The sequence below is a fragment of the Mediterraneibacter sp. 210702-DFI.3.120 genome (genome assembly GCF_020561005.1).
Taxonomy (GTDB): Bacteria; Bacillota; Clostridia; order Lachnospirales; family Lachnospiraceae; genus Mediterraneibacter; species Mediterraneibacter faecis.
Map to the genome: position 1 here is coordinate 1 of NZ_JAJCNG010000017.1, position 26,061 is coordinate 26,061.

Below are 26,061 nucleotides of genomic sequence, written 5' to 3' on the forward strand. Positions count from 1 at the left end.
GGCTGCACATCTTCTTCTGGCTGCACTTTTTCTGCCGGCTGCACATCTTCTTCTGACTGCACTTTTTCTGTCGGCTGCTGTACCTCTGCTGTATCTTCTGTTATGTTATCTATTGTCTCTTCCTTTACCTGTGATACAGGTTCCATCTTCTGTACCGGCTGCTTCGCCCCGCAATTCGGGCAAAACTTACAACTATCCGGTATCTCCTGATAACAGTTCATACATCTCATCATCTCTACCTCGCTTTCATAAGTCACAATTCTCACTTTCCCAGAGCACTGACCAATTTGCTCACTTGTTCGTTTTGCGACTTTATTTCTTATATCATAACATTAATATCACCAAAAAACTTGTATCTTCATTAAAAATTAACACTTTTCTTTTCCCAAACGGATTTCTTCCATCTGTTTTGCAGTTTCCTCATCAAGATAATCCAGAAGATAATTTTTCAGATTTACCTGCCTGCCCAGATGCTCTCCTCTGAGTTCTTTTAATGCCAACTCAACCTCTTCTTTCAGACCTGGCGCAGACATTCTGTGAGCCCCCTGCCCCATGATGATCACCTGCTCAAGTCCATCTGATGTGGCTACTGTTACATCTGCATTCTTCGCAATCCTGCGGACTGTCTTCTCAATATATTGATCTGCTGTTTCTGCTTCTTTCGTATAGACGATATAAATGTTATGATATTTCATCACTTCACCCGGATTCCCCTCTACTTTATAAGCATCATACACAAGGATCAGGGTACATTTGCGGAATCCCTGATAGTTACTTAGAATATCTGCAAGCTTTCCTCTTGCTGCACCAATATCTCTTTCTGAAAGTTCTTTCAGTTCTTCCCATGAAAAAATTATATTATAACCATCTACCAAAAGGTATTCTTCTGTTCCGGCTTTCGCTCTCCGGCGCGCTTCCCACTTCGGATCCTGATAAGCGCTTCCCGGCTCTATTGTCTTTTCCTTTGCCCGGACAGTTACAGGACCTGTAGAACGATTCTTCTTCGGATCCGGTGTACGGACATAGATCGCATCCAACTCTTCCTGTGTCAGTTCAATACTGGAGTGCCTGCGTTTTGGAAGTGTCACCTCCATTACATCCATTTCATCATCATTTCCTGATTCCAATGTATGTTCCATATGCATATATTCTTCAACTTCATCCCAATCTACAACAAATCCTGCTCCATGTGCACAGAATACAGAACCTGTCGGATTCGCCAGATCTGCCTCCGAATCATAGGTTGACGCTGCCAGAACTTCTTCCTGATTATGACAAATATCATAACCTTTCAACGAAACTGCCATTCTTCCACGTCCACCTGTATAGGCTGTGAATTCTTTCTGATATCCACGCATCAGGGACACCGGTGCACTTCCTGTCAGCACGGTTGTCTCTTCTTCTATCATCGGTGTTCCGAATTTGCCGGACATATTTTGGATATCCGTCATAGCTCGTCCTACATTTTCTGATGGAAGTTCCATTCGGAATTCATAATATGGCTCCAGAAGAATACTGTCTGCTTTCTTTAATCCCTGACGCACTGCACGATAAGTTGCCTGACGAAAATCTCCGCCTTCCGTATGTTTCTGATGTGCACGTCCGGAAGTCAGCGTAATCTTCATATCCGTGATTGGTGAACCTGTCAGCACACCTTTGTGTTCCTTCTCTTCCAGATGTGTCAGAACAAGCCGCTGCCAGTTTCTGTCCAGAATATCTTCACTGCACTCTGCTGCAAACTGCATTCCGGATCCACGTTCTCCCGGTTCTATGCGCAGATGCACTTCTGCATAATGACGTAATGGTTCAAAGTGTCCCACACCTTCTACCGGTGCTGTGATTGTCTCTTTGTAAACAATACTCCCTTCACCGAATTCTACCAGCACACCAAAACGTTCCTTTATCATCCGCTGTAAAATCTCAATCTGCACATCTCCCATCAGCTGTACATGAATCTCAGAAGTCTGTTCTTCCCATACAATATGAAGTTCTGGTTCTTCTTCCTCTAAAATCTTTAGGTTCAAAAGCATCTTATGTACATCACAGTCATCCGGAAGAAGGATCTGGTATGTCAACACCGGCTCTAATACCGGTAAATCTGACTCTTCTTCTGCTCCGATTCCCTGCCCGGGTCTTGTATTTTCCAATCCTGTCACTGCACATACTCTTCCGGCTTCTACTTCCTGGACAGCCTCAAATTTCTCACCGGAGTAGATCCGGATCTGATTGATCTTTTCATTCAGTCCTTCCACTACATCTTTTACTTTCAGTCTTCCACCTGTCACTTTCAGATAGGTCAGACGGTTTCCCTGATTATCCCTTGCAATCTTATAAACCTTTGCCCCAAACTCTGCCGGATAAGTCTTATCTTTTATATACAGATCAAGTCCATCCAAAAGTTCTTCCACACCTTGAGAATGTAGTGCCGAACCAAAATAACATGGAAACACCTGACGGTCTGCAACTGCTTTTTGTACTTTATCCAGAGAGATTCTTCCCTCTTCCAGATATTCTTCCATCATATCATCTTCACAGACAGCCAGCTCTTCCAGCACCTCTTCCACTGCGCTCTCTTTCGTATGTAAATATACTTTTCCACCCGGACAGTCGGATTCTGTCATGATATCCACAAATGGAACGACATTTTCCCCAAAACGCTTGCGGAGTTCTTTCAGAAGTTTTTCACCATCCGTTCCTTCCTGATCCATTTTATTCACAAAAAGAAAGGTCGGAATGTGATATCTTTTTAATAACTTCCATAATGTCTGTGTATGTCCCTGCACACCATCTGCTCCACTGACAACAAGCACCGCGCAATCCAGAACCTGCAGAACGCGTTCCATCTCCGCAGAAAAGTCCACATGTCCCGGTGTATCAAGAAGTGTGATCGTGCGATCCTTCCACCGGAATACTGCCTGCTTGGAAAAAATAGTGATCCCACGTTCTCTTTCCATCTGATCTGTATCTAGAAACGCATCTTTATGATCCACTCTGCCAAGCTTCCTGATTGCTCCGGCATGATAGAGCATGCTTTCTGACAATGTCGTCTTTCCGGCATCCACATGCGCTACAATACCTATATTTATATATCTGTCCGGCTTATTTTCTGAGTTATTCCCCATAAAATCTGCCCCTTTCATTGTTTTTTCGGTGTTCGGCGTGTCAATAAGTATAAATTGCTTATTTGTGCGAGCACAAACGCAATTTATACTTTTGACACTTACATCATATCATAAGAAAGAAAAGGAGTCGACTGCTCTTCTTTACAGCCAACTCCTGCTTTTCTTTCTCTGTTATCTTCTAATTATTCACTGAATGATGCACGACCAGACTATCCCTGTCAATTGCCTTGAAAGAATACCCCAGATTCTTATAATATTCCATCACTGTCGGAAGTGCCTGAATGGTAGACTCCTTCGCCTCTGTGTCATGGAACAGGAGCATCACTTTGGTATACTCATCCGTCTCTGACTGTGCGATGATCTGATCTGCCGTAACCGTTCCTCCGTCTCCACTGCTCACATTCCAGTCATAATACTGGTATCCCTTATCCAGCACCTGCTGTGTCAGCTGTGTCATAATTCCTGCCGAATATTTTTTTGAAATAGAATTCGATGCGCCTCCTGGAAAACGGATAAAGCATGGAACAAATCCAAGCTGTTCCTTTGCCACCTCTCCTATTTTCTCAAGATCATCAAAATAAGCATCCACAGATGCATAGACCTGATCATATTCATGCGTATAGCTGTGAAGTCCAACTGTATGTCCCTCATCATAAACCTTCTTGATCATAGGAAAATAATCCGGCTGCTGGGCAGTAATGAAAAAGGTAGCTTTCGCATCATACTGATCCAGAATATCAAGCACACGCTGCGTATTTGCAGACGGACCATCATCAAATGTCAGATAAACGACTTTCTCATCATCCTGCGGATCCATGGTTCCAACTGCAACTCCCGGCTGAAGAGACATGGACTTATCTCTTTCTGCCTTTGCTGCCTCTTCTGCTTTTTTCGCCTCTTCTTCGGCTTTTTTCTTCTCTTGTGCTTCTTTCTCTTTCTGTATTTCTACCTGACGTAAAGCTGCTGCTTCCCGCGCATTTGCCACCATACATACACCTGTTCCGACAATCGCAAAAAACACAAGACCTACCAGTATGTTGAAATAAATATTGTTCTCCTGACGCATTCTTTTATAACTATGCCAGACACTCACCAGTACATCTTTTATCTTTATCAACATTTCCTTTATCTTTTGCTGCATTCTCTCTCCCAATCCCTCTGCGTTACTGTAAACAACGCTCTTTTTCTTACGGATATTACTGACATCACTATTTCCAGCATCTTTCGCATACAATATCCGTATAATTATATATATTATAAACCATACTTCTTAAATATGTAGTAATGATTCATTAAGAATTATTCGAAAAATGTTACATTTCTGTTACTCACTATCCTGCACTACTTTTCACACTACATGAGACCAGCAATGCATCCCCATCCATCCGTATTTGACCATTTTCTTTACAGGTGTTAAAATAACTTTACAGATAAGCAATCACCGCATTCGTATGATCTGCCACAGAACACAGAAAGGAGAATATCCGCAATGGAAGATAAGCGTATCACCAAAACAAAACGTGCTTTAAAGTCTGCTCTTTTGGAGCTTTTAACCACACAGGCTTTTGATGTAATTTCAATCACGGAATTATGTAAGATTGCCAATGTCAGCCGGATCACTTTCTACACACATTATAAAGATAAATTTGCTCTCCTTGACGACATTTTCAATGATATGCTGATTATTGGAAAAGAAGGATACCATCGCAGACAAGAGGAAAACAATCCTGAAAACAATCTCACACAGGGATATCTGAACGTTTTGGACAGTATTTTGTCTCTTTACTATGAACGTTATGATTTTTTCCGGCATGTCGTACCGGAGACAAATCCTTACCTGGCTTTTCGATTTTATCGGATCCTTTTAGACACGGTAGAATCTCATACAGATAAGCTGAAAGCTTCTTATTCTTTAAAATATTCTGCAAGACAGATTGCCGGATTCATCTGCTTTGGTCTGTTCGGATTTATCAGTGAGTCTTATACATCAAAAGTACCGTTAGAACAGGTTCAGGCCGGAGCAAGACAACTTTTAACAGATCTTCTGCAATCCAAAATTCTTGTATAATGTTTTGCATTTGTAACTGTTCAGAGCCAAGCAAAATTTCAAAAAAAGATGTAAAATGCATGCATTTTTAGATTTAAACATGAAAAAGAACATGCCCCACAGTTTCAAGACTTCTTAAACAGAAGCTTTTATTCTCTGGTCATGTTCTTTTTTATTTTTAATAGTTACGCCTCTTTTTCTTTGTAATGATGCGCCTCTTCAAGCATCATATCTTTCACTTTCATCAGTCGGATCTGTGTACTACGCTCATTCTCATCCAGTTTCATCGTAATGTATTTGATACTTTCCTCTGTCTCTGGAATGATAACATGCTCCAGTGCATTTACACGACGTCTTGTCTTCTCAATCTCTGCCGCCATCAGCTGACATGCTTTTTCACATTCTGCAAGTCGGATCATATCTGGGAGGATATCTGATAAAGACTTCACTGCTCCATCAAGATCACTGGAAGTAAATGCAAATCCATAAGAATAGATATCATTTTCATCCGCTGTTCTTGTTTTGGATGTGAAGGTCGGAATCTCAACGCTCATAACATTCTTCTCATCAACTATAAGTCCAACTTCCTGCTTCGGAGCCATCAATGCAGTATTCAGTGCTGCCTCTGACATTCCGGCCCGGGCAATAACAAAATTACGGTTCGCAGAGAGAATTCCTTCTTCTACACGAAGTCTCACTTCCATATTTTCTCGGACAAGATCCAGATACTGGCGCATCAGCTCATCACGCTTATCTTTCAAAAGCTTGTGACCACGAATGGCTGTAATCCGCTTTTTCTTCAAACGGGTTAGTTCCATACGGGTTGGATTCACTTGTTTCGCAGCCAATACCGCCACCTCCTCTTTCTATCTTCGATTATTCTGTCTGTTCTTACTCTTTGTCGTAATATTCATCCAGATATTTATCGTCAATTCGTTTGAGTTCGGTACGCGGCAGCATGCGAAGCAGCTTCCATCCGATATTCAATGTTTCCTCAATGCTTCGGTCTGTCTGATATCCCTGAGATACATATTCTTTCTCAAATGCATCTGCGAAACGTGCATATTTCAGATCAATTTCTGTCAGTGCGGCCTCTCCCAGGATAACCATCAGCTCTTTTGCATCTTTACCACGCGCATAAGCAGCAAACAACTGATTCATTGTATTGGAATGATCTGCTCTTGTCTTACCTGCTCCGATTCCTTTATCTTTCAGACGGGACAGAGATGGAAGAACATCAATTGGAGGTGTTACTCCTTTTCTGTAAAGCTCACGACTTAAGATGATCTGTCCTTCCGTGATATATCCTGTCAGGTCAGGGATTGGATGAGTCTTGTCATCCTCAGGCATTGTCAGGATCGGGATCATTGTGATACTTCCCTTCTTGCCATTCTGACGCCCTGCTCTTTCATACAGTGTTGCAAGGTCTGTATACAGATATCCCGGATATCCACGACGTCCAGGAACTTCCTTTCTGGCTGCGGATACCTCACGCAATGCATCTGCGTAGTTTGTGATATCTGTCAGAATAACAAGGACATGCATATCCTTTTCAAATGCAAGATACTCCGCTGCTGTCAGCGCCATACGTGGTGTTGCGATACGCTCGATTGCCGGGTCATTCGCAAGGTTTACAAACAATACTGTTCTGTCGAGTGCTCCTGTCTCACGGAAGCTTTCGATAAAGAAGTTAGACTCCTCGAAAGTAATACCCATAGCAGCAAATACAACCGCAAAGTTTTCATTTGTTCCAAGTACCTTTGCCTGACGGGCAATCTGTGCTGCCAACTGTGCATGCGGCAGACCAGATGCTGAGAAGATTGGAAGCTTCTGTCCACGAACCAGTGTATTCAATCCATCAATTGCAGATACTCCTGTCTGGATAAACTCCTCCGGGTAGCATCTGGCCGCCGGATTCATCGGAAGACCATTGATATCCATTCTGGCATCCGGAAGGATCTGCGGACCCTCATCAATCGGATTACCAAGTCCATCAAAGACACGTCCAAGCATATCTTCTGATACGCCAAGTTCCATGCTTCGTCCAAGAAATCGGACTTTGCTGTTGGAGAGGTTAATACCTGTTGAACTTTCAAACAGCTGCACAAGGACATCGCTTCCGTTCACTTCCAGAACTTTACATCTTCTAGTCTCTCCGCTCGCCAGCTCGATTTCTCCAAGCTCATCATATGTTACGCCTTCTACTCCATGCACCAGCATCAGAGGTCCGGCCACTTCCTGAATGGTTCTATATTCTTTTGGCATTTAACCTTCCTCCTTTACAAATGCTGCTGCGATTTGAGCGCTTAATGTCTCATCAACCTGTTTAAATTCTTCGTCAAGCTTATCTTCTGTCACATATTTAAAACGTCCGATCTGCTCTCTGACCGGCATTGAGATCAGCTTCTGAAGTGATGCACCATCTTTTAATGCATCGGTTGCTCTGTCAAAGAATTCGTTAACGAGAACCATCATCATGTGCTGTTTCTTCAATGACGTATACGTATCTACTTCATGGAAAGAGTTCTGATGCAGGAAGTCCTCACGAATCGATCTTGCAGCTTCCATCTTCAGACGGTCGGACGGTGAAAGTGCGTCCATACCTACCATCTTAACGATCTCTTCCAGTTCTGCTTCTTCCTGAAGCAGTGTCATCATCTTCTGACGGCCTTCCATCCAGTCTTCGGCAACCTGTCCGTTAAACCATTTTTCCATATCATCCAGATACAGGGAGTAACTCTTCAACCAGTTGATTGCCGGGAAATGTCTCTTGTATGCCAGGGAAGCATCCAGTCCCCAGAACACTTTGACGATACGAAGTGTAGCCTGAGATACCGGCTCAGATGTATCACCACCCGGAGGAGATACTGCTCCGATAACGGAAAGTGCTCCTTCTCTTCCTTCTTTTCCAAGAGAAACTACATGTCCGGCACGCTCATAAAACTGAGCCAGACGACTTCCAAGATAAGCCGGATATCCTTCTTCACCAGGCATCTCTTCCAGACGTCCTGACATCTCACGAAGTGCCTCAGCCCAACGGGATGTTGAATCTGCCATAAGTGCTACAGAATATCCCATATCACGGAAATACTCTGCTATTGTAATTCCTGTGTAAATGGATGCCTCACGAGCTGCAACCGGCATATCCGATGTATTTGCGATCAGAACAGTTCTCTGCATCAAAGGCTGTCCTGTCTTCGGGTCCTTCAGTTCAGGGAACTCGTTCAGAACGTCTGTCATCTCATTTCCACGCTCTCCACATCCGATGTAGACAACAATATCTGCCTCAGCCCATTTTGCAAGCTGATGCTGGATTACTGTCTTTCCACTTCCGAAAGGTCCCGGAACGGCCGCAACACCGCCCTTGGCGATTGGGAAGAATGTATCGATAACACGCTGTCCTGTTACAAGTGGCATCTCCGGTGGAAGTTTCTTCTTATACGGACGACCGCGACGAACCGGCCACTTCTGCATCATAGTTAATTCTTTTTCGCCTTTTTCTGTTTCAACAACTGCTACAATATCTTCTACTGTAAATGTTCCTTCTTTGATTTCCTTGATTGTTCCTTTAATTCCGTAAGGAACCATGATCTTCTGCTGTACAAGAACTGTTTCCTGAACTGTACCGATCACATCTCCTGTCTCTACTTCATCTCCAACCTTTACAGTAGGAACAAACTCCCATTTCAGATTTCTCTTAAGAGACGGAACTTCAACTCCTCTTTTCAGGTTGTTTCCGGAAATCTTCATAATATCATCCAGTGGTCTCTGGATTCCGTCATAAATACTTGCGATCAGACCAGGTCCTAATTCTACAGACATTGGAACATCCATAGATTCAACCGGTTCTCCAGGTCCGAGACCTGATGTCTCTTCATATACCTGGATGGATGCCTCGTCACCGTGCATCTCAATGATTTCTCCGATCAGACGCTGTTCCGATACACGGACAACGTCAAACATATTCGCATCACGCATTCCCTCTGCGATAACAAGAGGTCCTGCGACTTTTTTAATCACTCCTGTGCTCATTCGCTTACTCCTCCAAACAGAATATCTGATCCGACGGCCTGCTCAACTGTCTTCTTCACGCCTTCAACTCCGGCTCCTGTATTCCCCGACACACCCGGGATCTGAATAATCGCCGGAAATGTCTGCTCACCGTACTTGTTGATTTCTGACGAAATCTGTGCAGCCACAGCCTCTGTAATATAGATAATGCCGTAATTTCCTTCTGCAAGCTGGCGAAGCTTTGTCTTCGCCTCATCCCGGTCCTTCACAGGGCAGATGCTAAGACCGAGGGTGGCAAATCCATAGATACTGTCATAATCGCCCATTACTGCAATCTTATACATACATCTCCCTTATCCTTTCCCGGATTGCTTCATCCGGAAATTCATTCTGCTTTCCGGTCAGTATAATCCGTACTGTCTTGATCTCATTTTGTCTGGCTAACAGATACGCCAGAAGCGGTCCAACGGAAAATGATTCATATTTCTGTGACCTCATAGAATCTGTCATTTTATTATCACACCAGCGTTCAAATGCAGACGGTGATATACGCAGTGCATCGGCACCTTCACGATAAGATGTTCCTTCCAGATACTGTGCGATCTCCTCCGCACCGGCCAATGCTGCCTGTGTCAGCTGATCCACATTGATCTCGGAACAATTTACCATTGCTTTCTTCATAAATTCTGCATTTTTTCCTGTCTTCTGAGATCTTACTGCAATCTTAATATCAGCGATTGCAACTGCTGTCTGTGCATACTCTTCAATGATCTTCTCACCTGATTTTTTCCCTGCTTCCAGCATAGCTTCCAGTGTTGCGTGATCAATAATAAGATCGCACAGCTGTCCGTCTCTTGTGTGAAGCAGAGTGTCAAATGCTTCTCTTGCTGTTGCTGGCATATTACCCGGCAGCTTATCAAATTCTTTGTTCTGGACAAGTGCAAACATCTCTTCTCCAGGAATCTCACAGTCATCGTAAAAAATGTTTTTATTCTCTACTTCCGTACACACTTCTTTGATCGCTGCTTTCAGATTATGATAAAGTTTTGGAAGTGACAGAACATCGAATACATGCATATCCGGTGCCACCTCACGGATTGTCTGCCACATCTTCTCTTCTTCCTTATTCAGAACTTCATCTGCATCCAACGTTCCTGCTGTCAGATCTCCCCAGCCCTTTTCAACCAGAAGCTGTAGAGCCTGTTCTGCACTCTTGCACGCAAGAAGCTGTTCGATCACTGCATTCGTTAAAAGAGAGACTTCCAGTGCACGGATTCTGGCAACCGCATAGGTATATTTTGTCTTACTCAAGATTATCCCTCCTTGCGGCTACACTGCTGTAAACAGCTGCCGGTTCACTTTATCTGATAACTCTTCTCTTCTTGCATCAAACAACGCTTTGATCGTACAATTTTCTTCGATGCCGCCATAGGTCAGGATAAATCCCCCATCCATTCCGTCCGGCACTGTCTCTGTAAGTTCCAGGCTTCCGCCTTTCTTCTTCGCTGTTTCATATACTTTTTCCATATACCCTTGAGGCATACGTTTTCTGTCTTTCTCTGTAAAGCAGATGGTTCCTTCTTCCGGAAGTACATACTTCTCAAGAACCTTTTCAAGCATTGCAAAATAAGCTGCATCATCAAGCTCTCCGACTGCTTTGTAAGCATCTTCAAGAACTTCACTGATCACTTCCTGTTTCGCCTCAAGTACTGCCTTGCGCTTTCTCATATCTGATGAAGAGGCCAGGCGTTTCACAGAATCTTCTGCTCTGGCTTCTGCCTGTGCGACAATCTTCCGTGCATCTTTCTCTGCCTGTGCTTTTGCTTCCCCAATTATAGAATCCGCCTGTGCGTGTGCCTGTGCGAGTATCTCTTTTGCATTGTCCTGCGCCTCTGCGATTATCTGCGCTTTCATTTTGTCAAGTCCACTCATCTCCACGCTCTCCTTTTTATTTATTTCTTACAGCTGGATACCACTTACTGCGAGGAAGGAAATCAGAAGAGCCAGGATCGCATATGTCTCAACCATTGCCGGGAACAGCATTGCTTTACCAAACTGCTCTGGCTTCTTTGCTACGATTCCGATAGAAGCCGCTGCTGTCTTGCCCTGTGCAATACCTGAAATCAATCCAACAATACCGATTGGGAGACAAGCTGCAAGGATCATAAGTCCTGACTGAACGCTAACTTCTACTCCACCACCGCCGAGAATACCAATTTTAGAAAGTGTAATAAATCCAACAAGCAGTCCATACAGTCCCTGTGTACCTGGGAGCAGCTGCATAATAAGTACTTTAGCGAATTTGCTCGGGTCTTCTGTTACAACACCTGATGCTGCCTGTCCTGCGATACCTACACCTAACGCAGATCCTGCACCTGCGAATAATACTGCGATTGCTGCGCCTAATAATCCATATACAACTCCAAGTTCACCTGCTATATTCATAATGTTGTTTCCTCCTTAACATCAACATATTTCGTATTTTCTTTAAAAGGCTCGAATGCTTTTCCGCCGCCTTCATAAAATTTTCCGAAGAATTCCACAAACTGTAAACGGTTTGTGTGTACATAAGCTCCCAGCAGATTGATCGCCAGGTTCAATACGTGTCCCACAATGAAGATCACAATGAAAAGAATCACACCGATCACATTGTTTGGAAGCATCGCTCCCATCTGATTGATAACGGATGCGATAACTCCTGTTGCAAGTCCAAGTGCAAGAAGTCTTGAATAGGACAATGCGTCACTGAGCCATCCTGTCACGTTATACAAATCATACGCTCCAAGCGCAAGCCGAAGCGCCGGATTCTTGTTTGCTCTTCCTGACATCAGCACAATACCGATTGCTCCACCCGCAGCCATCACTTTTGCAGCAGTGTTCAAAGCTGCCGGGAACACGATCGTAGTCTGTGCGATCGATGCGAAAATGTCACTTGGAAGCAGCATCAGGATCAACCCAATCAGCATCACAAACCAAAGTACAACGTCACAGATAAAATCTACAACCTTACCATCTTTTAAACACAGATAACCTTTAATTCCAAGTCCTACGAACAAATGAATTGTTCCAAATAACAAAGAATAAACCAGAAGTTTCATTGGATCATTCAATGGAACAAACCAAAGTGCCGGAACTGTTACCGTATGTCCGAAGAATTTTTCTGAAACAATGTCTACGATATTTCCAAAATATCCTCCAAATAGAACGCCCCATACAAGTGTAGATACTCCACAGTAGAAGAACAGTTTCAAAGATTTTGCCATGCTCTGTGACATTCTTGGATATTTCTTCACAAGAATCGCACACACAATTGCAACAACTGCTCCATACGCTGCATCTGACAACATCATTCCGAAGAAAAATACGTAGAAGAATGACATGATCGTTGTCGGATCGATTTCTCCGGCATGCGGTAATCCGTAAGATTCTACAATACCTTCCATGTTTGTAGAGAATGGGTTATTCTTTAAAATAACCGGTGCTTCTTCACCTTCTTCAATGTCTTCAATATCTACCATACAGTTATATTTCTCTGTCAAAGATTTCTCTACCGGACCTGACTCACATGCCGGTATATATCCACTTATCACAAATGTACGCTTTGACTGAAGAAGATCTCCGAGAACTGCATACTTATCTGCTCGGACTCTGTAATAATCTGCTACGGCCTGAAGTTCTTTTCTTTTGGAAGCCAGGCTCTTAAGTTCTGCCTCGCACTGCGTCATCCGCTCTCTTGACGCTGCTATCTCTGTTTCCAGTACTTCCTTCTGCTCTTTTGGTGTCTTGCTCCATTTCTGGGACGGTCTTGCAAATCCTGCACTCCGAAGTGCTTCTTCCACTGTCTGGAGTTGTTCTTTCAAACAGATGACTGCAATGCAGATCATATTAGATTCTGCTGAAACTAAATGTACATCGACCCCTGTTTTCTCCATCACTTCCGGAGTCTTCTCAAGTAGAATGGAATAAATGTTCTCAAGAGTAAGTTCTCCCGGCATTGTTCCCAGGATCAAAGCAGTCCTTTTTGTCTTCCCTTCCTGAAGCGGAACATCTAATGCCATCCACGGCATCAGACTTTCAATCTGATTCTCAATCTTTGCTATGCCTGCTCTAAGCTCAGCATACTCGCGATCAAGATCATAAATTCCGCGGGCTGTCTTGATCAGTTCTGGTCCAGATATCTGAACCTTTTCTTCCAACTCGCGATCGATCAGTTCTTTTCCTTCCAGCGAAGAAAGTAATGACTTTTTCTCCGGAGCGTAAGCATCCAGAATCCCCAGTGCCTGATCTGCTGCCGTTGCCGCTTTTTCAAATTTCATCCGCTGTCCGGTTGTGTCCATCTTTTGGAAGAATGCATCCTCTTCTTTTTCCCTGTCAACTTCAAGAACTCCAAGATGCTGTAACTGTTCCAGGATTGCTTTTCGATCTTTCTTCAGGGCACAGATGCTGATTTTCTGCATCTTAAGTACCGCCATAATCTTATCCCTCCTTTTTTGTTACGACCACATGGATCAGATTAATTCAGAAAGAACTAGCTGCACTGCTGCATCCTTTTTCTCTCTTGCAGAAACCTTCAGCTCTTCGATCACATCTTTGAGCTTCTCTGCTTCTTTATCTTCCTGATTTTTCGCCTCTTCTCTGGCTTTCTCATCCAGTCCACCGGCAGTTCTTTTCGCCTCTTCTACAACTTCTTCATGAATCTGCTTTGCCTGAAGAGATGCATCTTTCAGAATCTGTTCTTTTTGTTCCTGCGCTTTTACAAGAATCTCTTCTGCCTGCTGTTCTGCTTCTTTAATTGACCGGATTGTCTCATCCACCATAGTATCTACACCACCTTTCCTGTCTCCCCCTTTTTATTGTTCTTATGTGATTTTGAACAATAAGATCTCTTCGCTGTATGTTGTTACTGCACATTAATATCTAAGGATTACGCTGTTCGCAGCACGTATCAATATATTATTACCATACTTTTCTTTCCTATTCTCTTTCTGTTTGTAACTTTCGCACAACGATGTTATTTTAAACATAGCATATTTTGTCGTAATAATCAAACTTTTTATTAGATTTTTATGAAAATTTTTTAGATTACTAAATATTTCATCTATTTTTTGTAGTTTATTAAACGTTTTTTGTGTATTTGTATAAATATCTGATTATTTACCATTCAAAAAAGGAACAAAATCAAACCTTTTTACAAATGATTTGACCCTGTTCCTTTTTCACTTTATTTCCAATGAAGTTCATGCAGTTCTCCACTTAAATTCATTCCTGCAAATCCATTCTGTCGCAGTGCTTCATACAACACAATTGCCACCGAATTACCAAGATTCAATGAGCGGATATCTCCGTTCATCGGGATTCTCATACAGTCTTCCTCATGCTCTACAAGAATCTCTTCCGGGATTCCCGCGCTCTCTTTTCCAAACATAATATAGCAATCCGGCTCATATTCTACTTCTGTGTAGACTTTATGCGCTTTTGTCGTTGCCATATAGATTTTAGCTCCCGGATTCTTTTCAAGAAAATCCTGATAATCAATATAAGTTGTCACATCAAGATCTTTCCAGTAATCCATGCCTGCGCGCTTTAATGATTTCTCATTCAGCTTAAATCCCAATGGCTCGATCAAATGAAGCCTTGTCCCTGTTGCTACACAGGTTCTTCCGATATTCCCTGTATTTGCCGGAATTTCCGGCTCATAAAGTACAATGTTTAACATAATTATCGCCTCTTCTATCTTCTTATTCTTCTGATTCTTTTCGTTCTTTCCACCAACGGCTCAGTTCATCCGGTGCCGGACGATCCAGATAACGGGTTTCTTCTCCATTTACAAGTGTTCTTGCATTCTGTTCTTTTACAAATCCGATCCTTACTGCCGGAACACCTGCATTCTTCAAGATTTCCAATGTCTCTTCTCCATGCTCTGTCAGCACAAGATAACTTCCGGCCGATGTAAGAAGATATGGATTCAGCTGAAAGAATTCACAGATTTCCACCGTTTCCTGCTTAAGTGCAAGTTTTGAAAAATTAATCTCAAACCCTATCTTTTCTGCCTCTGCAAGTTCCCATAATCCGCAGAGTACACCTCCATCCCCACACTGTCTGCTCTTCGCTTCTTCCGGAAGCTTTAAAATCTGTTTCGGAAGTATCAGTGATTCCTTGCAACGCTTTGTTTTTTCTATAAAAGATGGTGTAAATCTTGTACGAAGATCTGCCTCTGCCTCTTCAACCAATCGCAACGTTCCTTCTAATCCCGTATAACCGCAAAGAATGATTTCCGTTCCCGAAACCCATTTTTTCATCTGCTGTTTTGAGTTTTCTTTCACGCCGACAGCAGTAATCTGAATCACTGTCTGCAAAACATACTCTGCACTTTCAGCCTGTACACAGGTAATGGAAAGTCCTGTCTCCTCACAAATCTCTGTCAGGATTCTCATAATATCTTTTAATTCCTGCTCGTCAGAACTTTCAGGAAACAAAATCTGTACTGAAACCGCTGTTGGTCTGACTCTCTTTGCCGCAAGATCTCCTGCTGATTTAATTACTGCATATTTCACCTGTGCCGGTGCTTTTCCGCTTACTGAAGTGCTGCTCCAGACAAAATCCTTTTCGTCAGATATCAGTTCGGAACTACTTTCTTCCCACGCAGTTTTTCCTGTTGAATTCCTGTTTACTTTTTGGATCTGTTTCTTTACAGAACGATTCCAGATCGTCTGCGTTACTCTCCCTGTCCGCATCACACTCTCCTTAGACCAGATATGGAATCACCATCGTTGCAACCATTGCAACAATAACCACCAAAATAATAATTGACACCAAACGTCTTACTTTTTTATCATAAAAATTCATCTTTTTTCTCCATTTCCATTAACAAAACCATATGCAAATATCTTTCTAATATCTGCAACGCTATACTAGTCCTCTATTATATAAATCGCCGCATCCTGATTCAGCTTATTTCTATGTCTGTAATCAAAAAGATGCAACTTTCCATTCAATCGCTCCAGATGAGTCATCTTTCGCAGTTGGCGGCTGTCGTATCCTTCATAATCCTTCAGATACTTGTGCTCTTCTGCCTCTTTCTTATAAAATTCAGACGCTACATCTTTTTCTACTTTGCTCTCTCCAAGAAATGCCGGACGATTCTTCACATTATCTCTCAGGTAAAGATCTAAAGTCATGCTTTCAAGCACCTTCTCTTTAAAATCCTCTTCTTTCTTCTGCATTTTCTCCGAACATGTGAATTCTGCTAATTCTGATTCTACAAAGTCCCACAATATCTCATAGCGAGTAAGTCTTGAATGATTCAACCCAAACAAGCCTTTCTTCTCATAATAATTGCCCATTTTCTCATACATGGAAAATGCGGATGGAAACAATTCCACAAGAAGTCTCATCGTATGACTAAACTGAAAACTGTTATAGTAAACTTCCACCATCTCTTCTACTTTCTTCAGACGGATCACATCACTGTATGGAAGCCATTTTGTTGAAAGCACTTCATACGGCGGACGATTCTGGCAAAGCAGCTCATACTCTTTCATCTTCTCATGCATCACAGATCCATGCAGTACTTTCAGAAATCCAAGCTGAAACTGATCCGGTTCCATAGCATAAACTTCATTAAAAGAATGAGCAAAACTATCATAATTCTCATATGGAAGACCTGCGATCAAATCTAAATGCTGATGCACATTTCCCTTCTCATGAATCCTTGCTACCTTATCACGTACTTTTTCCAGATTCATGGAACGGTTGATCTCTTTGATCGTCTGTTTATTCGTTGACTGAATTCCAATTTCCAGCTGAATGAGTCCTGGACGCAAACTTCGGATCAACTCAATCTCTTCCTCATTCAGAAGATCTGCTGCCACTTCAAAATGAAAATTTGTAATCCCTTTATCATGCTCTTTGATATAATTCCAGATTGCCATCGCATGATCATGCTTACAGTTAAATGTTCTGTCAACAAACTTAACCTGTGGCACTTCATGATCAATAAAGAACTGCAGTTCTTTCTTCACAAGTTCCAGGTTACGGAATCGAAGACATTTATCAATTGAAGAAAGACAATAACTACAAGAAAACGGACATCCTCTGCTCGTCTCATAATAAATGATACGGTTCTTGAAATTCTCAATATCACCATAGACAAACGGTACTTTGCTCAGATCCATAATCTGTCGAGACGGTGTCGCAGCAATCTGTTTTTCCTCTTCCCGAAATGTAATTCCATGAATGTTGATCAATTCAGCCGCACCACGGCCTTCATAATATGCCACAAGTTCTGCAAAAGTCTCTTCACCCTCTCCGCGCATGATACCTTCTGTCATTGGATATTTTTCCAGAACTTCTCTTGCATTATAAGAAACTTCCGGACCTCCAAGCCAGATCTTCGTATCCGGCAGAATCTTTGGAATCTCCTGTATCAATTGTCCTACTTCTGTCACATTCCATAAATAACAGGAAAGGCAGAGAACATCTGGTGCCTGCTTATAAATATCCATCAAAATCTCATCAAATGGCTGATTGATCGTATATTCAGAAATTGTAATATTGCTAGCCGGATGCTGCTCTTTTGCATATGCGCGCAGGCAATAGACCGCAAGATTTGAGTGGATGTACTTTGCATTCACCGCTGCAAGCAAAATCTTCATCTTTTTATAAACCTCTTTTCCTGTCAATAATGTATATTTGTAAACATTTTCCTTTTTAGGTCTTACCTTTCTATTCTGAATGAAGATGTGAGAAATGTCAAGATATGTGAAGTTGTGTATATAACAAAAAAGGGAAAGCTATCGTTTACGATAACAACACAAATTGTGTCAGATTATCGTATGATAGCTTTCCCTTATTTTGCAGCTTTAATCAAAAGCCACCTCTTCTTTCTGCTCCTCACGGAAAATAACCCCAAATACTTTTCTGACAATCGGTCCTGCGAAGCACAACTGCCAGAAGAATGCCATTGGGAAATTGAATACTGTTGTCTGGAACCACACAGCAATCATCTGATTTCCTGCATCCTTAAAGAGCAGTGTTGCTGCAAGGCTCATCAGCGGGCACATTCCAATGATGGATAAAACGGATATCGCCAGCACGATCATAAACGGATTATCTTTCTGTGGGTTCACGATCATAAATGCTTTCTTCTTTGCAATCGGTCCTACGAGAAAGAAATCCAGAATGAAAGCAATCGGTCCCATGATGATAAGTTCATGGAATGCTGCCAGAAAGACCTCATTACTCATTCCTCCCATATTCAGGGAGATGTTGTAGCAGATCATTGCATAAACCATGACAAAAACCATCATGATTGTGAAAATTACTTCTTGAAACTTATTTTTTGGCATAAAAAAATCCTCCTATCATGATAAGCGTAACAGATTGTGTTGTTCGTTCATCATTCCGGAGGGAATGTATCGTTTCCAATATAAATACCATTCTATTCTTTTTTACGTGCATTGCGCTTCGAACTTGGCCCACAAGCGTTACCCCGGTAGTTAACTCAGCCCAGGCACCCTCACGGCACCCGAGAGGTTCTGCTTAGTGCTGCTCCGTTCCCGACCTGACACGGTTCACAGAGTCCCGTCGCGTGAGACCCAGACGTCAACGTCACTTTCCGGGGGCAGCCCTGCAGACTGTCGCCCTCTGCGCAATATCACCCCTGCTATAGCGGATTGCAGGTTCAAGGTACCGCTACCACCCCGGCTGCACGGATTATTATTTTACATGATAAATGAATGCTTGTCAAGTATGCTGCTCTTTCTTTTGCACAAGATTCCACATGATTTTATACCTCTGTGTTACAGACTCTGTGCTTCTGCTTTTTTCTTCATCTTCCTGGCTTCCCTGAGTTCTCTGAAAAACTGCTTCATCAACTGGCTGCATTCTTCTTCCAATACGCCTGTTGTAAGATCTGCCTGATGGTTAAATGCCTGGATATCCAGTAGATTCAGAATGGAACCTGTACATCCTGCTTTCGGATTCATACACCCGACAACCACTCTTGGTATACGGGACTGGACAATTGCACCTGCACACATCTGACATGGCTCTAATGTCACATACAATGTACATTCTTCCAGACGCCAGTCACCAAGCTTTTTGCTTGCTTTCTTGATTGCTGCGACCTCAGCATGTGCCAGTGGATTCTTGTCTGTATTCCGTCGGTTATAACCGCGTGCAATAATCTTATCTTCATGAACGATCACGCAACCAATCGGGGTTTCTCCCAGATTATACGCTTTCTCTGCCTGTTTTAAGGCCGCACGCATATATTTTTCATCCGTTGTCATCCTCATTTTGTTTCCTTTCGGTTATTGTATAAAAATAGCATTAATATTCCTTTTCATTCTGAATAAACTATATAGAAAAATTCTTTTCAGGGGCTTGCTATGAATCCGGGAAGTTATTATTTATATGAGTACGAATCCTGCTGCCGCCGCAGAAATCTTGGTTTTCTACAAATTTCATCACATAATTATTCTTATCTCTTAACACTTCATGTTAAAAATCTTCCGATTGTCCCTGGAGAACAGTTGGAAGTCCATGCATTTATTCTCGAAAATCAAACACTTATAGGTTCTCCGGTTGCACTTCTTCAGTGCTCTGGTCAGAACTTATCCACACAACTGGTCATTTCCGGGGAACGTTTTCCACATAAAAGAACTCTTAAACACATTGATGGGTTCATTATTTTCTCCATCACCCAGAATCGATCACAGCATTGGATTGCCTCCGCTGTACCTCTGCCGGATTTTTATTCTTTTTCTGATTGCTCTTTATCAACAGAAGAGAGTTTATCCTCTGAACCTGAGAATCCATCCCTTTCGGAAGAATCCCTCATAACAGAAGACACTGTATCTGAGACTGTATCCGAAGCAGCATTATCTGACGCTTCTATTGATGCTGCTTCAACTGAAGAGGTACCAACTGAGGTGACACCAACTGAGGTGACTGCAATTCAGGACACTTCAATTCAAGCCAGAAAAATCACACACGCAGAGATTTCCACACTTCCGCGCAGATTCTGGCCACTTGCCAACAATAGTTTTCTTCTGCATGGCTGTCATAATTATCATCACCTTCTCCTAATCAAAGAAAAGGATCATCTTTGGCTTGGCGTTCCCGGTCTTTACGATCCCAGAGAAGCACATATGGCTAACTTGTTCGGCTTTCCTCAATTTACCAGTTCTTACATCTCTATTCTGGAACTTACCGAAGATGAATGTGAAAACTCTGAATCTTTCGGTCACTGGTGTCGATACTTAATGTGATTCTTAAAAAGAAAGGAAAAAGATAGAGAAAGGAAGCGTTCACAGCGGATGCACTTCTTTTCTCTATCAATTTTAATTTTAATCCAGATAAATTGGCGGTTCGTAATCCTCTCCAAGAAGTACTTTCTTGCGTTCCTGATATCCGAGGAATGCCCATTCTGTCATATCTGTCCATTTATGATTTGCACGGTCATAAACCTGCACATATCCAATTCTTTTCGGATGCATACGTACGCTGTTGGATTCATATTCTCTTCCCGTATGTGGATTAATGTCTCCAACTTCTTCCTGTACAGGCTCTTCGTATGTTGCCTCTTCCTGCACCGGCTCTACCGGCTGTGTCTCATAGGATGTAACTTCTGCTTCTTCATATGGTTCTGCTTCTTCCTCTGCCGGCTGATCATAATCTTCCGTATAGGAAACTTCTGGTTCCACAGAGTTTTCTTCTTCCTGATCTGATTCCGGCACTTCCTGAAGCTCTTCCTTATATTCCTCTTCTTCTGTCTGAAGATCTTCTCTGACATCTTCAGTTGGCTCTGCTTCTACTGCATTCTTTTCAAGTTCAGCAAGTTCTTCATGCATATCATAAATCTCACCGATCGTCATGTCACGTTCTTCACCTGTAAGCTGCTGTTCTTCCTTCTCTGTCTCCACCGTTTCCTCTGAAAAGCTCTCTTCCGGCTGTTCCTGTTCATTCCATTTTACTTCCTGCTTCCTGATACGTCCGGCTGCGCTCTCTGTAATCTCTCCCGACATGATACTCAGCTGAAACGGACAGCCCAAAATAGATGCGATCAATCTCATATCCTGTTCCTGAAAATTATCCCTTCCAAGACGCTGTGTTAAATTCTGGCGGGACATCTTCTTTCCTGTCTCTTTCTCAATCGTCTCCGCCAGTTCTTTGATTGTCATTCCTTTTCTTCCCAGGACGATTTTCACCTGTTCTCCAAATGTTAAATCTTCCATTTACTTCTCCTCCTTATGTATTATTTATACTTCTCTCTTATCTGTCGATCAGAACAGTTTTTCACTTAATTTGCAGAATCATATTCTTCCAAAGTAAGTCCATTCTCTGTCATCTCTTTTGCAGCATCTACTCCCACATAACGATAATGCCACGGCTCATATACAATTCCTGTAATATCAGATTTATCCTGCGGAAACCGAAGAACAAAACCATACTCTGAACAATGTTCCATCAACCACTTTTGCTCTTCTGTATCTCCCTGTTTCTCATCAAGCTCCCCGTACTTTGTCGACATAATGTCAACCGCAAGACCAGTTGCATGCTCGCTTGTTCCTGGAATTGCAACTGATTTTTTTGTCTCATCATACGCATTTAACGGTGTATATCCCTGATTGATCCAGTCCTGCATCGTCGTATTAAAGACATCTCTCTGCTTCTCATAAGAACGATATCCTGATGTCACATACATGCTGAGTCCTGCCTTCTTCGCATCATCCAGCATCTTATTCAGACTGTCTGCCATCCTGGAATCTACCTGTTTTCCACCACTTATCTCCGTCAGCTTCGCCGGCACATAAGAAGTATCCAATGGATGCTTCTCATTCACAAGTGCAAGACACCACCGGTCATCATCACTTGCCAGCAACTCTGCAGTATTTTCTGTTACTTCTTCTCTGTCTAACTCTGCCTGCAGTTCTTCGTTCTTCTTTGTCTGCTCCTGTAATTTTGCATTGCTGATTTCCAACTTCTTTTCAGCTTTTTTCAATGTAATTGAGGAGATTCCTGAAGTAATTGCCACTCCTGCAATTACTCCTGCCAAAGCACCTGTAAGCATTAGTTTCTTTGCTCTGTCTCTGAACAATACTTTATTCATCTTATTTAATTTCAACTCCATCTGTATTTTTCATCTTATCCTCTGTAATATTTAGAATCTTTTCCGTTTCATCCCCCCGGCAGATCATCCTATTCCTTCAGATATCGCACTTCAAATGTCTCCACTTTGATCGGTTTATTAAATAATGTTCCCTGTGCATAATCGCATCCTAATTCCTGAAGAACATTCAGCTGATCCTGTGTTTCAACACTCTCCGCAAGAACAGAACATCCCAATTGATGACAAATATCAATTACGGCCTTTGCTACCACTCTGCTTCTTCTGTTTCCAACCAGATTTGTAATCAGGCTCTCATCCAGCTTCAATCCATCAAAATCCATAATGGACAGAATCGAAAAGCTGGAATTCTTAGCTCCGAAATGATCCAATACTACGCGAACATTCGCTTTTCTGATCTTACTGCATGATGCCGCCAGCATCTCCTGATTCGTATCTGTATAAGATTCGGATACTTCTACTTCCAAATATTCGCATAATACCTGATATTTTTCAATCAGCGTACTCATCTGATCCGCAATGTTCTCCTGCCTCAATGTTTCACCTGCAAAGTTTACTGAAATCGGCACCATCTGGATTCCTTCTGTCTCCCACTTATGAAGGATCTGACATACCTGTTCAAATATATAGAGATCGAGATAATGTGACAACCTTGTCTCTTCCAGAAGATTAATATATCTTCCCGGATCCATAATTCCAAGATCCTTATGATGATATCTGACAATCGCTTCAGCACCTGCAATTTCTCCGGTCTGCACATCAATCTTCGGTACCAGACATACAATAAAATTCTTCTGTTCAATATCCTCCAGAAGATCCTTTTTGATGATTGGCTCATGATGACCTTTACGCAGATTTTTATAATACTTCTTTTTCTCTTCCCGCATCATATTCTCTGCACTGATCACAAGACCATTCACATCTATGTCTACTTTTCCCCAGGCATACCCTACTGAAACCAGTCCCAGACTTATGTTCTCAAGCTTTGTATATGCACTATGTACCTGTTGTGTGAAATCTTCATATGAAGCGTTCTCTACAAGAACCAGATACTCATCTCCTGTCATTCTGTATACATTACCATTATGGAAATACTCCGAAAGCACTTCACCAACTCTGGTGACAACTTCATCTCCATAATCTCTGCCAAATTCTTTATTAAAATTCTTCAGTCCATTAATGTCTACAGAAAGAGCTCCCAATGTCTTCAATTCTTCCGGTTCCACATGATCCAGATATGCAACAAAACTATTTCTGTTAAGTACTCCTGTCAGATTATCATGATAACTGAGATACTCCTGTTGTTTCTGGAGTTTATGAAGAGTGATTGCCTGCGGTATATACGGAATCACCGTACGAAGCAATCCAACATCACATCCGCCCCGGTGAACTCCAACTGCTGCAAGAATTGCTACTGTATTCTCATCCAGCTGCAAACTCACACTGTAATCGGCCTCTGTTGAATTTGTAATCTCCTGCTTCATCCACTTTGGCTGCTGTTCTTCCGGAAGCATCTTTATCTTATCTCTCTGCCATGGAACATTCTCTGCACACCACTCAAAGATAGTCTCAATATCCCCATACTCTTTCTCAATATAGTACACGTATTCTGAATCATAATAATCACGTACCGCACGAAGTACATCATTTACGATTTCTGAAAGAGATCGTGGCTTTTTTCTATCACTCATATCGTTTTTCCTCTGTCTTTCTATAATTTTAGACACTCAGATAAGATTATTGTATTATACTACGAATTAAAATGCAATACAAAAAAGTTTCGCAATTCACTTTTAAATGTAAAAAAGAGGGGGATTTCCCATTCTGGAAAATCTGTCCCTCTTCTATAATTAAATGATATATCCTGCAGGTACTTCTGATCCCTGCACATCTACATGCTCTCGAAATCTATAAATTCCACTTTTTATCCTGTGAAACACGAAGTCGGTTCATCGCTCTTGCCAGAGATGCCTGCGTATGATAATACTGCTGGATACTCTGCTGCTGACGTAACCTTTCCTCTGCACGCTCTTTCTGCTCCTGTGCTCGTCGCACATCGATGTCTTCTGGTTTCTCGGCTGTATCAACAATCAGTGTAACTCGGTTGTTTACGATTTCAACAAATCCCACGCCCACTGCAATGTCTTTCCAATCTTCGCCGTCCAGACTCATATGTGCAACTCCGACATTCACAGCGATTGCCATATTCTCATGATTTGCAAGAATTCCCTTTTCTCCATCCGGAGCCGGAATGATCAGCTTCTTACAACGACCTTCGTAGAATACACCATCACTTGCTATGATTTTCAGACCAAATGTATCCATATGCACATTCTCCTATTTCAACAATTACTCTTCTTCCATCTCTTTTGCCTTGGCAATTACATCATCAATTGTTCCGACATTGAAGAAAGCGTTTTCCGGATAAGCATCCATCTCTCCATCGATGATCATCTTAAATCCACGGATTGTCTCTTTTAATGGTACATATTTTCCAGGAATTCCTGTAAATGTCTCTGCTACGAAGAATGGCTGGGACAGGAATTTCTGAATCTTTCTTGCACGCATAACAGTTGCTTTATCCTCATCTGAAAGCTCTTCCATACCAAGGATTGCAATGATATCCTGCAGTTCTTTATATTTCTGAAGAATTGCGATCACCTTGTTGGCTACTTCGTAATGTTCTTCTCCTACAACGTCTGCTTCCAGGATACGGGAGCTTGACTCCAGCGGATCTACGGCCGGATAAATACCCTGCTCAACGATCTTTCTGGAAAGTACGGTTGTTGCATCCAGGTGGGCAAATGTTGTTGCCGGAGCCGGGTCTGTCAGGTCGTCGGCCGGTACATATACTGCCTGAACCGATGTTACAGAACCGTTCTTTGTAGATGCGATACGCTCCTGAAGTTCACCCATTTCTGTTGCCAGTGTCGGCTGATAACCTACGGCTGAAGGCATACGTCCAAGAAGAGCTGATACCTCAGATCCAGCCTGTGTAAAACGGAAAATATTATCGATAAAGAGAAGCACGTTCTGATGCTGCTCATCACGGAAATATTCTGCCATTGTAAGTCCTGTCTCAGCGACACGCATACGAGCTCCAGGTGGCTCATTCATCTGTCCGAATACCAGGGCCGTTTTCTCCAGTACTCCGGATTCTTTCATCTCTGTCCAGAGGTCGTTACCCTCACGGGAACGCTCTCCAACTCCTGTAAAAATGGAATATCCGCCATGCTCTGTTGCAATGTTACGGATCAATTCCTGAATCAGCACGGTCTTACCTACACCGGCACCACCGAACAGACCAATCTTACCACCTTTTGCATAAGGAGCAAGAAGGTCGATAACTTTAATACCTGTCTCAAGGATCTCTACTACCGGGCTCTGATCCTCGAATGTAGGCGGCTGTCTGTGAATTACCCATTTTTTAGAATCTGTAATCGGCTCTCCGTTATCAATTGTCTCGCCGAGTACATTAAATAATCTTCCAAGTGTCTGCTCGCCGACAGGAACCTGAATACCGGCTCCTGTTGCAGTAACTTCCATATCTTTGCAAAGTCCTTCACTTGCAGCAAGCATCAGGCAGCGCACCTCATTATTTCCAAGGTGCTGTGCAACCTCCATGATGCATTTCTTTCCATTATTATCAACTTCAAGAGCATCTTTGATAAAAGGAAGATCACCGTTTTCAAACACTACGTCAACGACAGGTCCCATAACCTGTACAATTCGTCCTTTATTCATGTTCT

The 26,061-nt window shown here is 42.4% G+C and carries 24 protein-coding genes and 1 other RNA gene; 2 read left to right on the forward strand and 23 right to left on the reverse strand.

All coding sequences use genetic code 11. The features are described 5' to 3' along the window. From LI162_RS09965 to LI162_RS09975, 3 genes are all read right to left on the reverse strand, one after another. Positions 1-257 (reverse strand): zinc-ribbon domain-containing protein (locus tag LI162_RS09965; RefSeq protein WP_227156450.1); only part of this gene is annotated, 257 nt, incomplete at its 3' end. Positions 258-368: 111 nt separating this feature from the next. Next, positions 369-3,122, reverse strand: a complete 2,754-nt coding sequence (locus LI162_RS09970) for a translation factor GTPase family protein (protein WP_020436090.1) — start codon at positions 3,120-3,122, stop codon at positions 369-371. Positions 3,123-3,300: 178 nt separating this feature from the next. Then, positions 3,301-4,356 (reverse strand): polysaccharide deacetylase family protein, encoded by a 1,056-nt coding sequence (locus tag LI162_RS09975; protein WP_020436091.1) that lies wholly within the window; start codon positions 4,354-4,356, stop codon positions 3,301-3,303. 255 nt (positions 4,357-4,611) lie between these two features. Between LI162_RS09975 and LI162_RS09980 the strand changes: the two genes are divergently transcribed. Continuing rightward, the gene (locus tag LI162_RS09980) at positions 4,612-5,190 is read left to right on the forward strand and encodes a TetR/AcrR family transcriptional regulator (RefSeq protein WP_020436092.1); all 579 of its coding nucleotides are present in this window, start codon (positions 4,612-4,614) and stop codon (positions 5,188-5,190) included. Positions 5,191-5,354: 164 nt separating this feature from the next. On the opposite strand, the gene LI162_RS09985 is transcribed toward LI162_RS09980, so the two are convergent. From LI162_RS09985 to tadA, 15 genes are all read right to left on the reverse strand, one after another. Beyond that, positions 5,355-6,017: a V-type ATP synthase subunit D gene (locus tag LI162_RS09985; protein ID WP_020436093.1), complete on the reverse strand. Its 663-nt coding sequence runs from the start codon at positions 6,015-6,017 to the stop codon at positions 5,355-5,357. Between the two features lie 43 nt (positions 6,018-6,060). Beyond that, entirely contained in the window at positions 6,061-7,434 is a 1,374-nt protein-coding gene (locus LI162_RS09990) for a V-type ATP synthase subunit B (protein ID WP_117860742.1), read from the reverse strand. After that, the gene (locus LI162_RS09995) at positions 7,435-9,201 is read right to left on the reverse strand and encodes a V-type ATP synthase subunit A (protein ID WP_015527970.1); all 1,767 of its coding nucleotides are present in this window, start codon (positions 9,199-9,201) and stop codon (positions 7,435-7,437) included. Continuing rightward, complete coding sequence (locus LI162_RS10000) at positions 9,198-9,524, reverse strand: V-type ATP synthase subunit F (RefSeq protein ID WP_226871333.1); 327 nt, start codon at positions 9,522-9,524, stop codon at positions 9,198-9,200. The genes LI162_RS09995 and LI162_RS10000 overlap by 4 nt, the downstream gene beginning before the upstream one ends. After that, complete coding sequence (locus LI162_RS10005) at positions 9,517-10,491, reverse strand: V0D/AC39 family V-type ATPase subunit (RefSeq protein WP_020436095.1); 975 nt, start codon at positions 10,489-10,491, stop codon at positions 9,517-9,519. Before LI162_RS10005 ends, LI162_RS10000 begins: the two co-directional genes overlap by 8 nt. An 18-nt stretch (positions 10,492-10,509) precedes the next feature. Then, complete coding sequence (locus LI162_RS10010) at positions 10,510-11,112, reverse strand: V-type ATP synthase subunit E (protein WP_055148626.1); 603 nt, start codon at positions 11,110-11,112, stop codon at positions 10,510-10,512. Between the two features lie 27 nt (positions 11,113-11,139). After that, positions 11,140-11,625 (reverse strand): V-type ATP synthase subunit K, encoded by a 486-nt coding sequence (locus LI162_RS10015; RefSeq protein WP_015527973.1) that lies wholly within the window; start codon positions 11,623-11,625, stop codon positions 11,140-11,142. Continuing rightward, on the reverse strand, positions 11,622-13,652 hold the full coding sequence (locus LI162_RS10020) for a V-type ATP synthase subunit I (RefSeq protein ID WP_227156452.1): 2,031 nt from the start codon (positions 13,650-13,652) through the stop codon (positions 11,622-11,624). The genes LI162_RS10015 and LI162_RS10020 overlap by 4 nt, the downstream gene beginning before the upstream one ends. 36 nt (positions 13,653-13,688) lie before the next feature. Further along, complete coding sequence (locus tag LI162_RS10025) at positions 13,689-13,997, reverse strand: hypothetical protein (protein WP_195942363.1); 309 nt, start codon at positions 13,995-13,997, stop codon at positions 13,689-13,691. Positions 13,998-14,401: 404 nt separating this feature from the next. Next, positions 14,402-14,896, reverse strand: a complete 495-nt coding sequence (locus LI162_RS10030; RefSeq protein ID WP_055173076.1) for a tRNA (cytidine(34)-2'-O)-methyltransferase — start codon at positions 14,894-14,896, stop codon at positions 14,402-14,404. A 22-nt stretch (positions 14,897-14,918) separates the two neighbouring features. Then, on the reverse strand, positions 14,919-15,914 hold the full coding sequence (locus LI162_RS10035) for an AIR synthase-related protein (RefSeq protein ID WP_227156454.1): 996 nt from the start codon (positions 15,912-15,914) through the stop codon (positions 14,919-14,921). Positions 15,915-16,091: 177 nt separating this feature from the next. Beyond that, entirely contained in the window at positions 16,092-17,834 is a 1,743-nt protein-coding gene (locus tag LI162_RS10040) for a B12-binding domain-containing radical SAM protein (RefSeq protein WP_055173140.1), read from the reverse strand. A 207-nt stretch (positions 17,835-18,041) separates the two neighbouring features. Then, positions 18,042-18,527 carry a DUF2798 domain-containing protein gene (locus LI162_RS10045; protein WP_055148618.1) on the reverse strand — a complete coding sequence of 162 codons (486 nt, stop codon included), beginning with the start codon at positions 18,525-18,527 and terminating at the stop codon, positions 18,042-18,044. Between the two features lie 104 nt (positions 18,528-18,631). Continuing rightward, an RNA gene (gene ffs, locus LI162_RS10050) (signal recognition particle sRNA large type) lies at positions 18,632-18,893 on the reverse strand. 87 nt (positions 18,894-18,980) lie between these two features. After that, positions 18,981-19,472, reverse strand: a complete 492-nt coding sequence (gene tadA / locus LI162_RS10055) for a tRNA adenosine(34) deaminase TadA (RefSeq protein ID WP_015527980.1) — start codon at positions 19,470-19,472, stop codon at positions 18,981-18,983. A 99-nt stretch (positions 19,473-19,571) separates the two neighbouring features. Between tadA and LI162_RS10060 the strand changes: the two genes are divergently transcribed. Beyond that, on the forward strand, positions 19,572-20,453 hold the full coding sequence (locus LI162_RS10060; RefSeq protein WP_117499263.1) for a hypothetical protein: 882 nt from the start codon (positions 19,572-19,574) through the stop codon (positions 20,451-20,453). Positions 20,454-20,531: 78 nt separating this feature from the next. Here the strand turns inward: LI162_RS10060 and LI162_RS10065 are convergent, their stop codons facing one another. The 5 genes from LI162_RS10065 to atpD form a co-directional block, all read right to left on the reverse strand. Next, entirely contained in the window at positions 20,532-21,419 is an 888-nt protein-coding gene (locus tag LI162_RS10065) for a hypothetical protein (RefSeq protein ID WP_227156455.1), read from the reverse strand. 65 nt (positions 21,420-21,484) lie between these two features. Next, positions 21,485-22,294, reverse strand: a complete 810-nt coding sequence (locus LI162_RS10070) for a M15 family metallopeptidase (RefSeq protein ID WP_055160752.1) — start codon at positions 22,292-22,294, stop codon at positions 21,485-21,487. Positions 22,295-22,383: 89 nt separating this feature from the next. Then, on the reverse strand, positions 22,384-24,003 hold the full coding sequence (locus LI162_RS10075; protein ID WP_055160481.1) for a bifunctional diguanylate cyclase/phosphodiesterase: 1,620 nt from the start codon (positions 24,001-24,003) through the stop codon (positions 22,384-22,386). A gap of 217 nt (positions 24,004-24,220) precedes the next feature. Further along, positions 24,221-24,637: an ATP synthase F1 subunit epsilon gene (gene atpC, locus LI162_RS10080; protein ID WP_227156462.1), complete on the reverse strand. Its 417-nt coding sequence runs from the start codon at positions 24,635-24,637 to the stop codon at positions 24,221-24,223. Positions 24,638-24,661: 24 nt separating this feature from the next. Beyond that, positions 24,662-26,056 (reverse strand): F0F1 ATP synthase subunit beta, encoded by a 1,395-nt coding sequence (gene atpD, locus LI162_RS10085; RefSeq protein WP_015527987.1) that lies wholly within the window; start codon positions 26,054-26,056, stop codon positions 24,662-24,664. Positions 26,057-26,061: the final 5 nt, after the last annotated feature.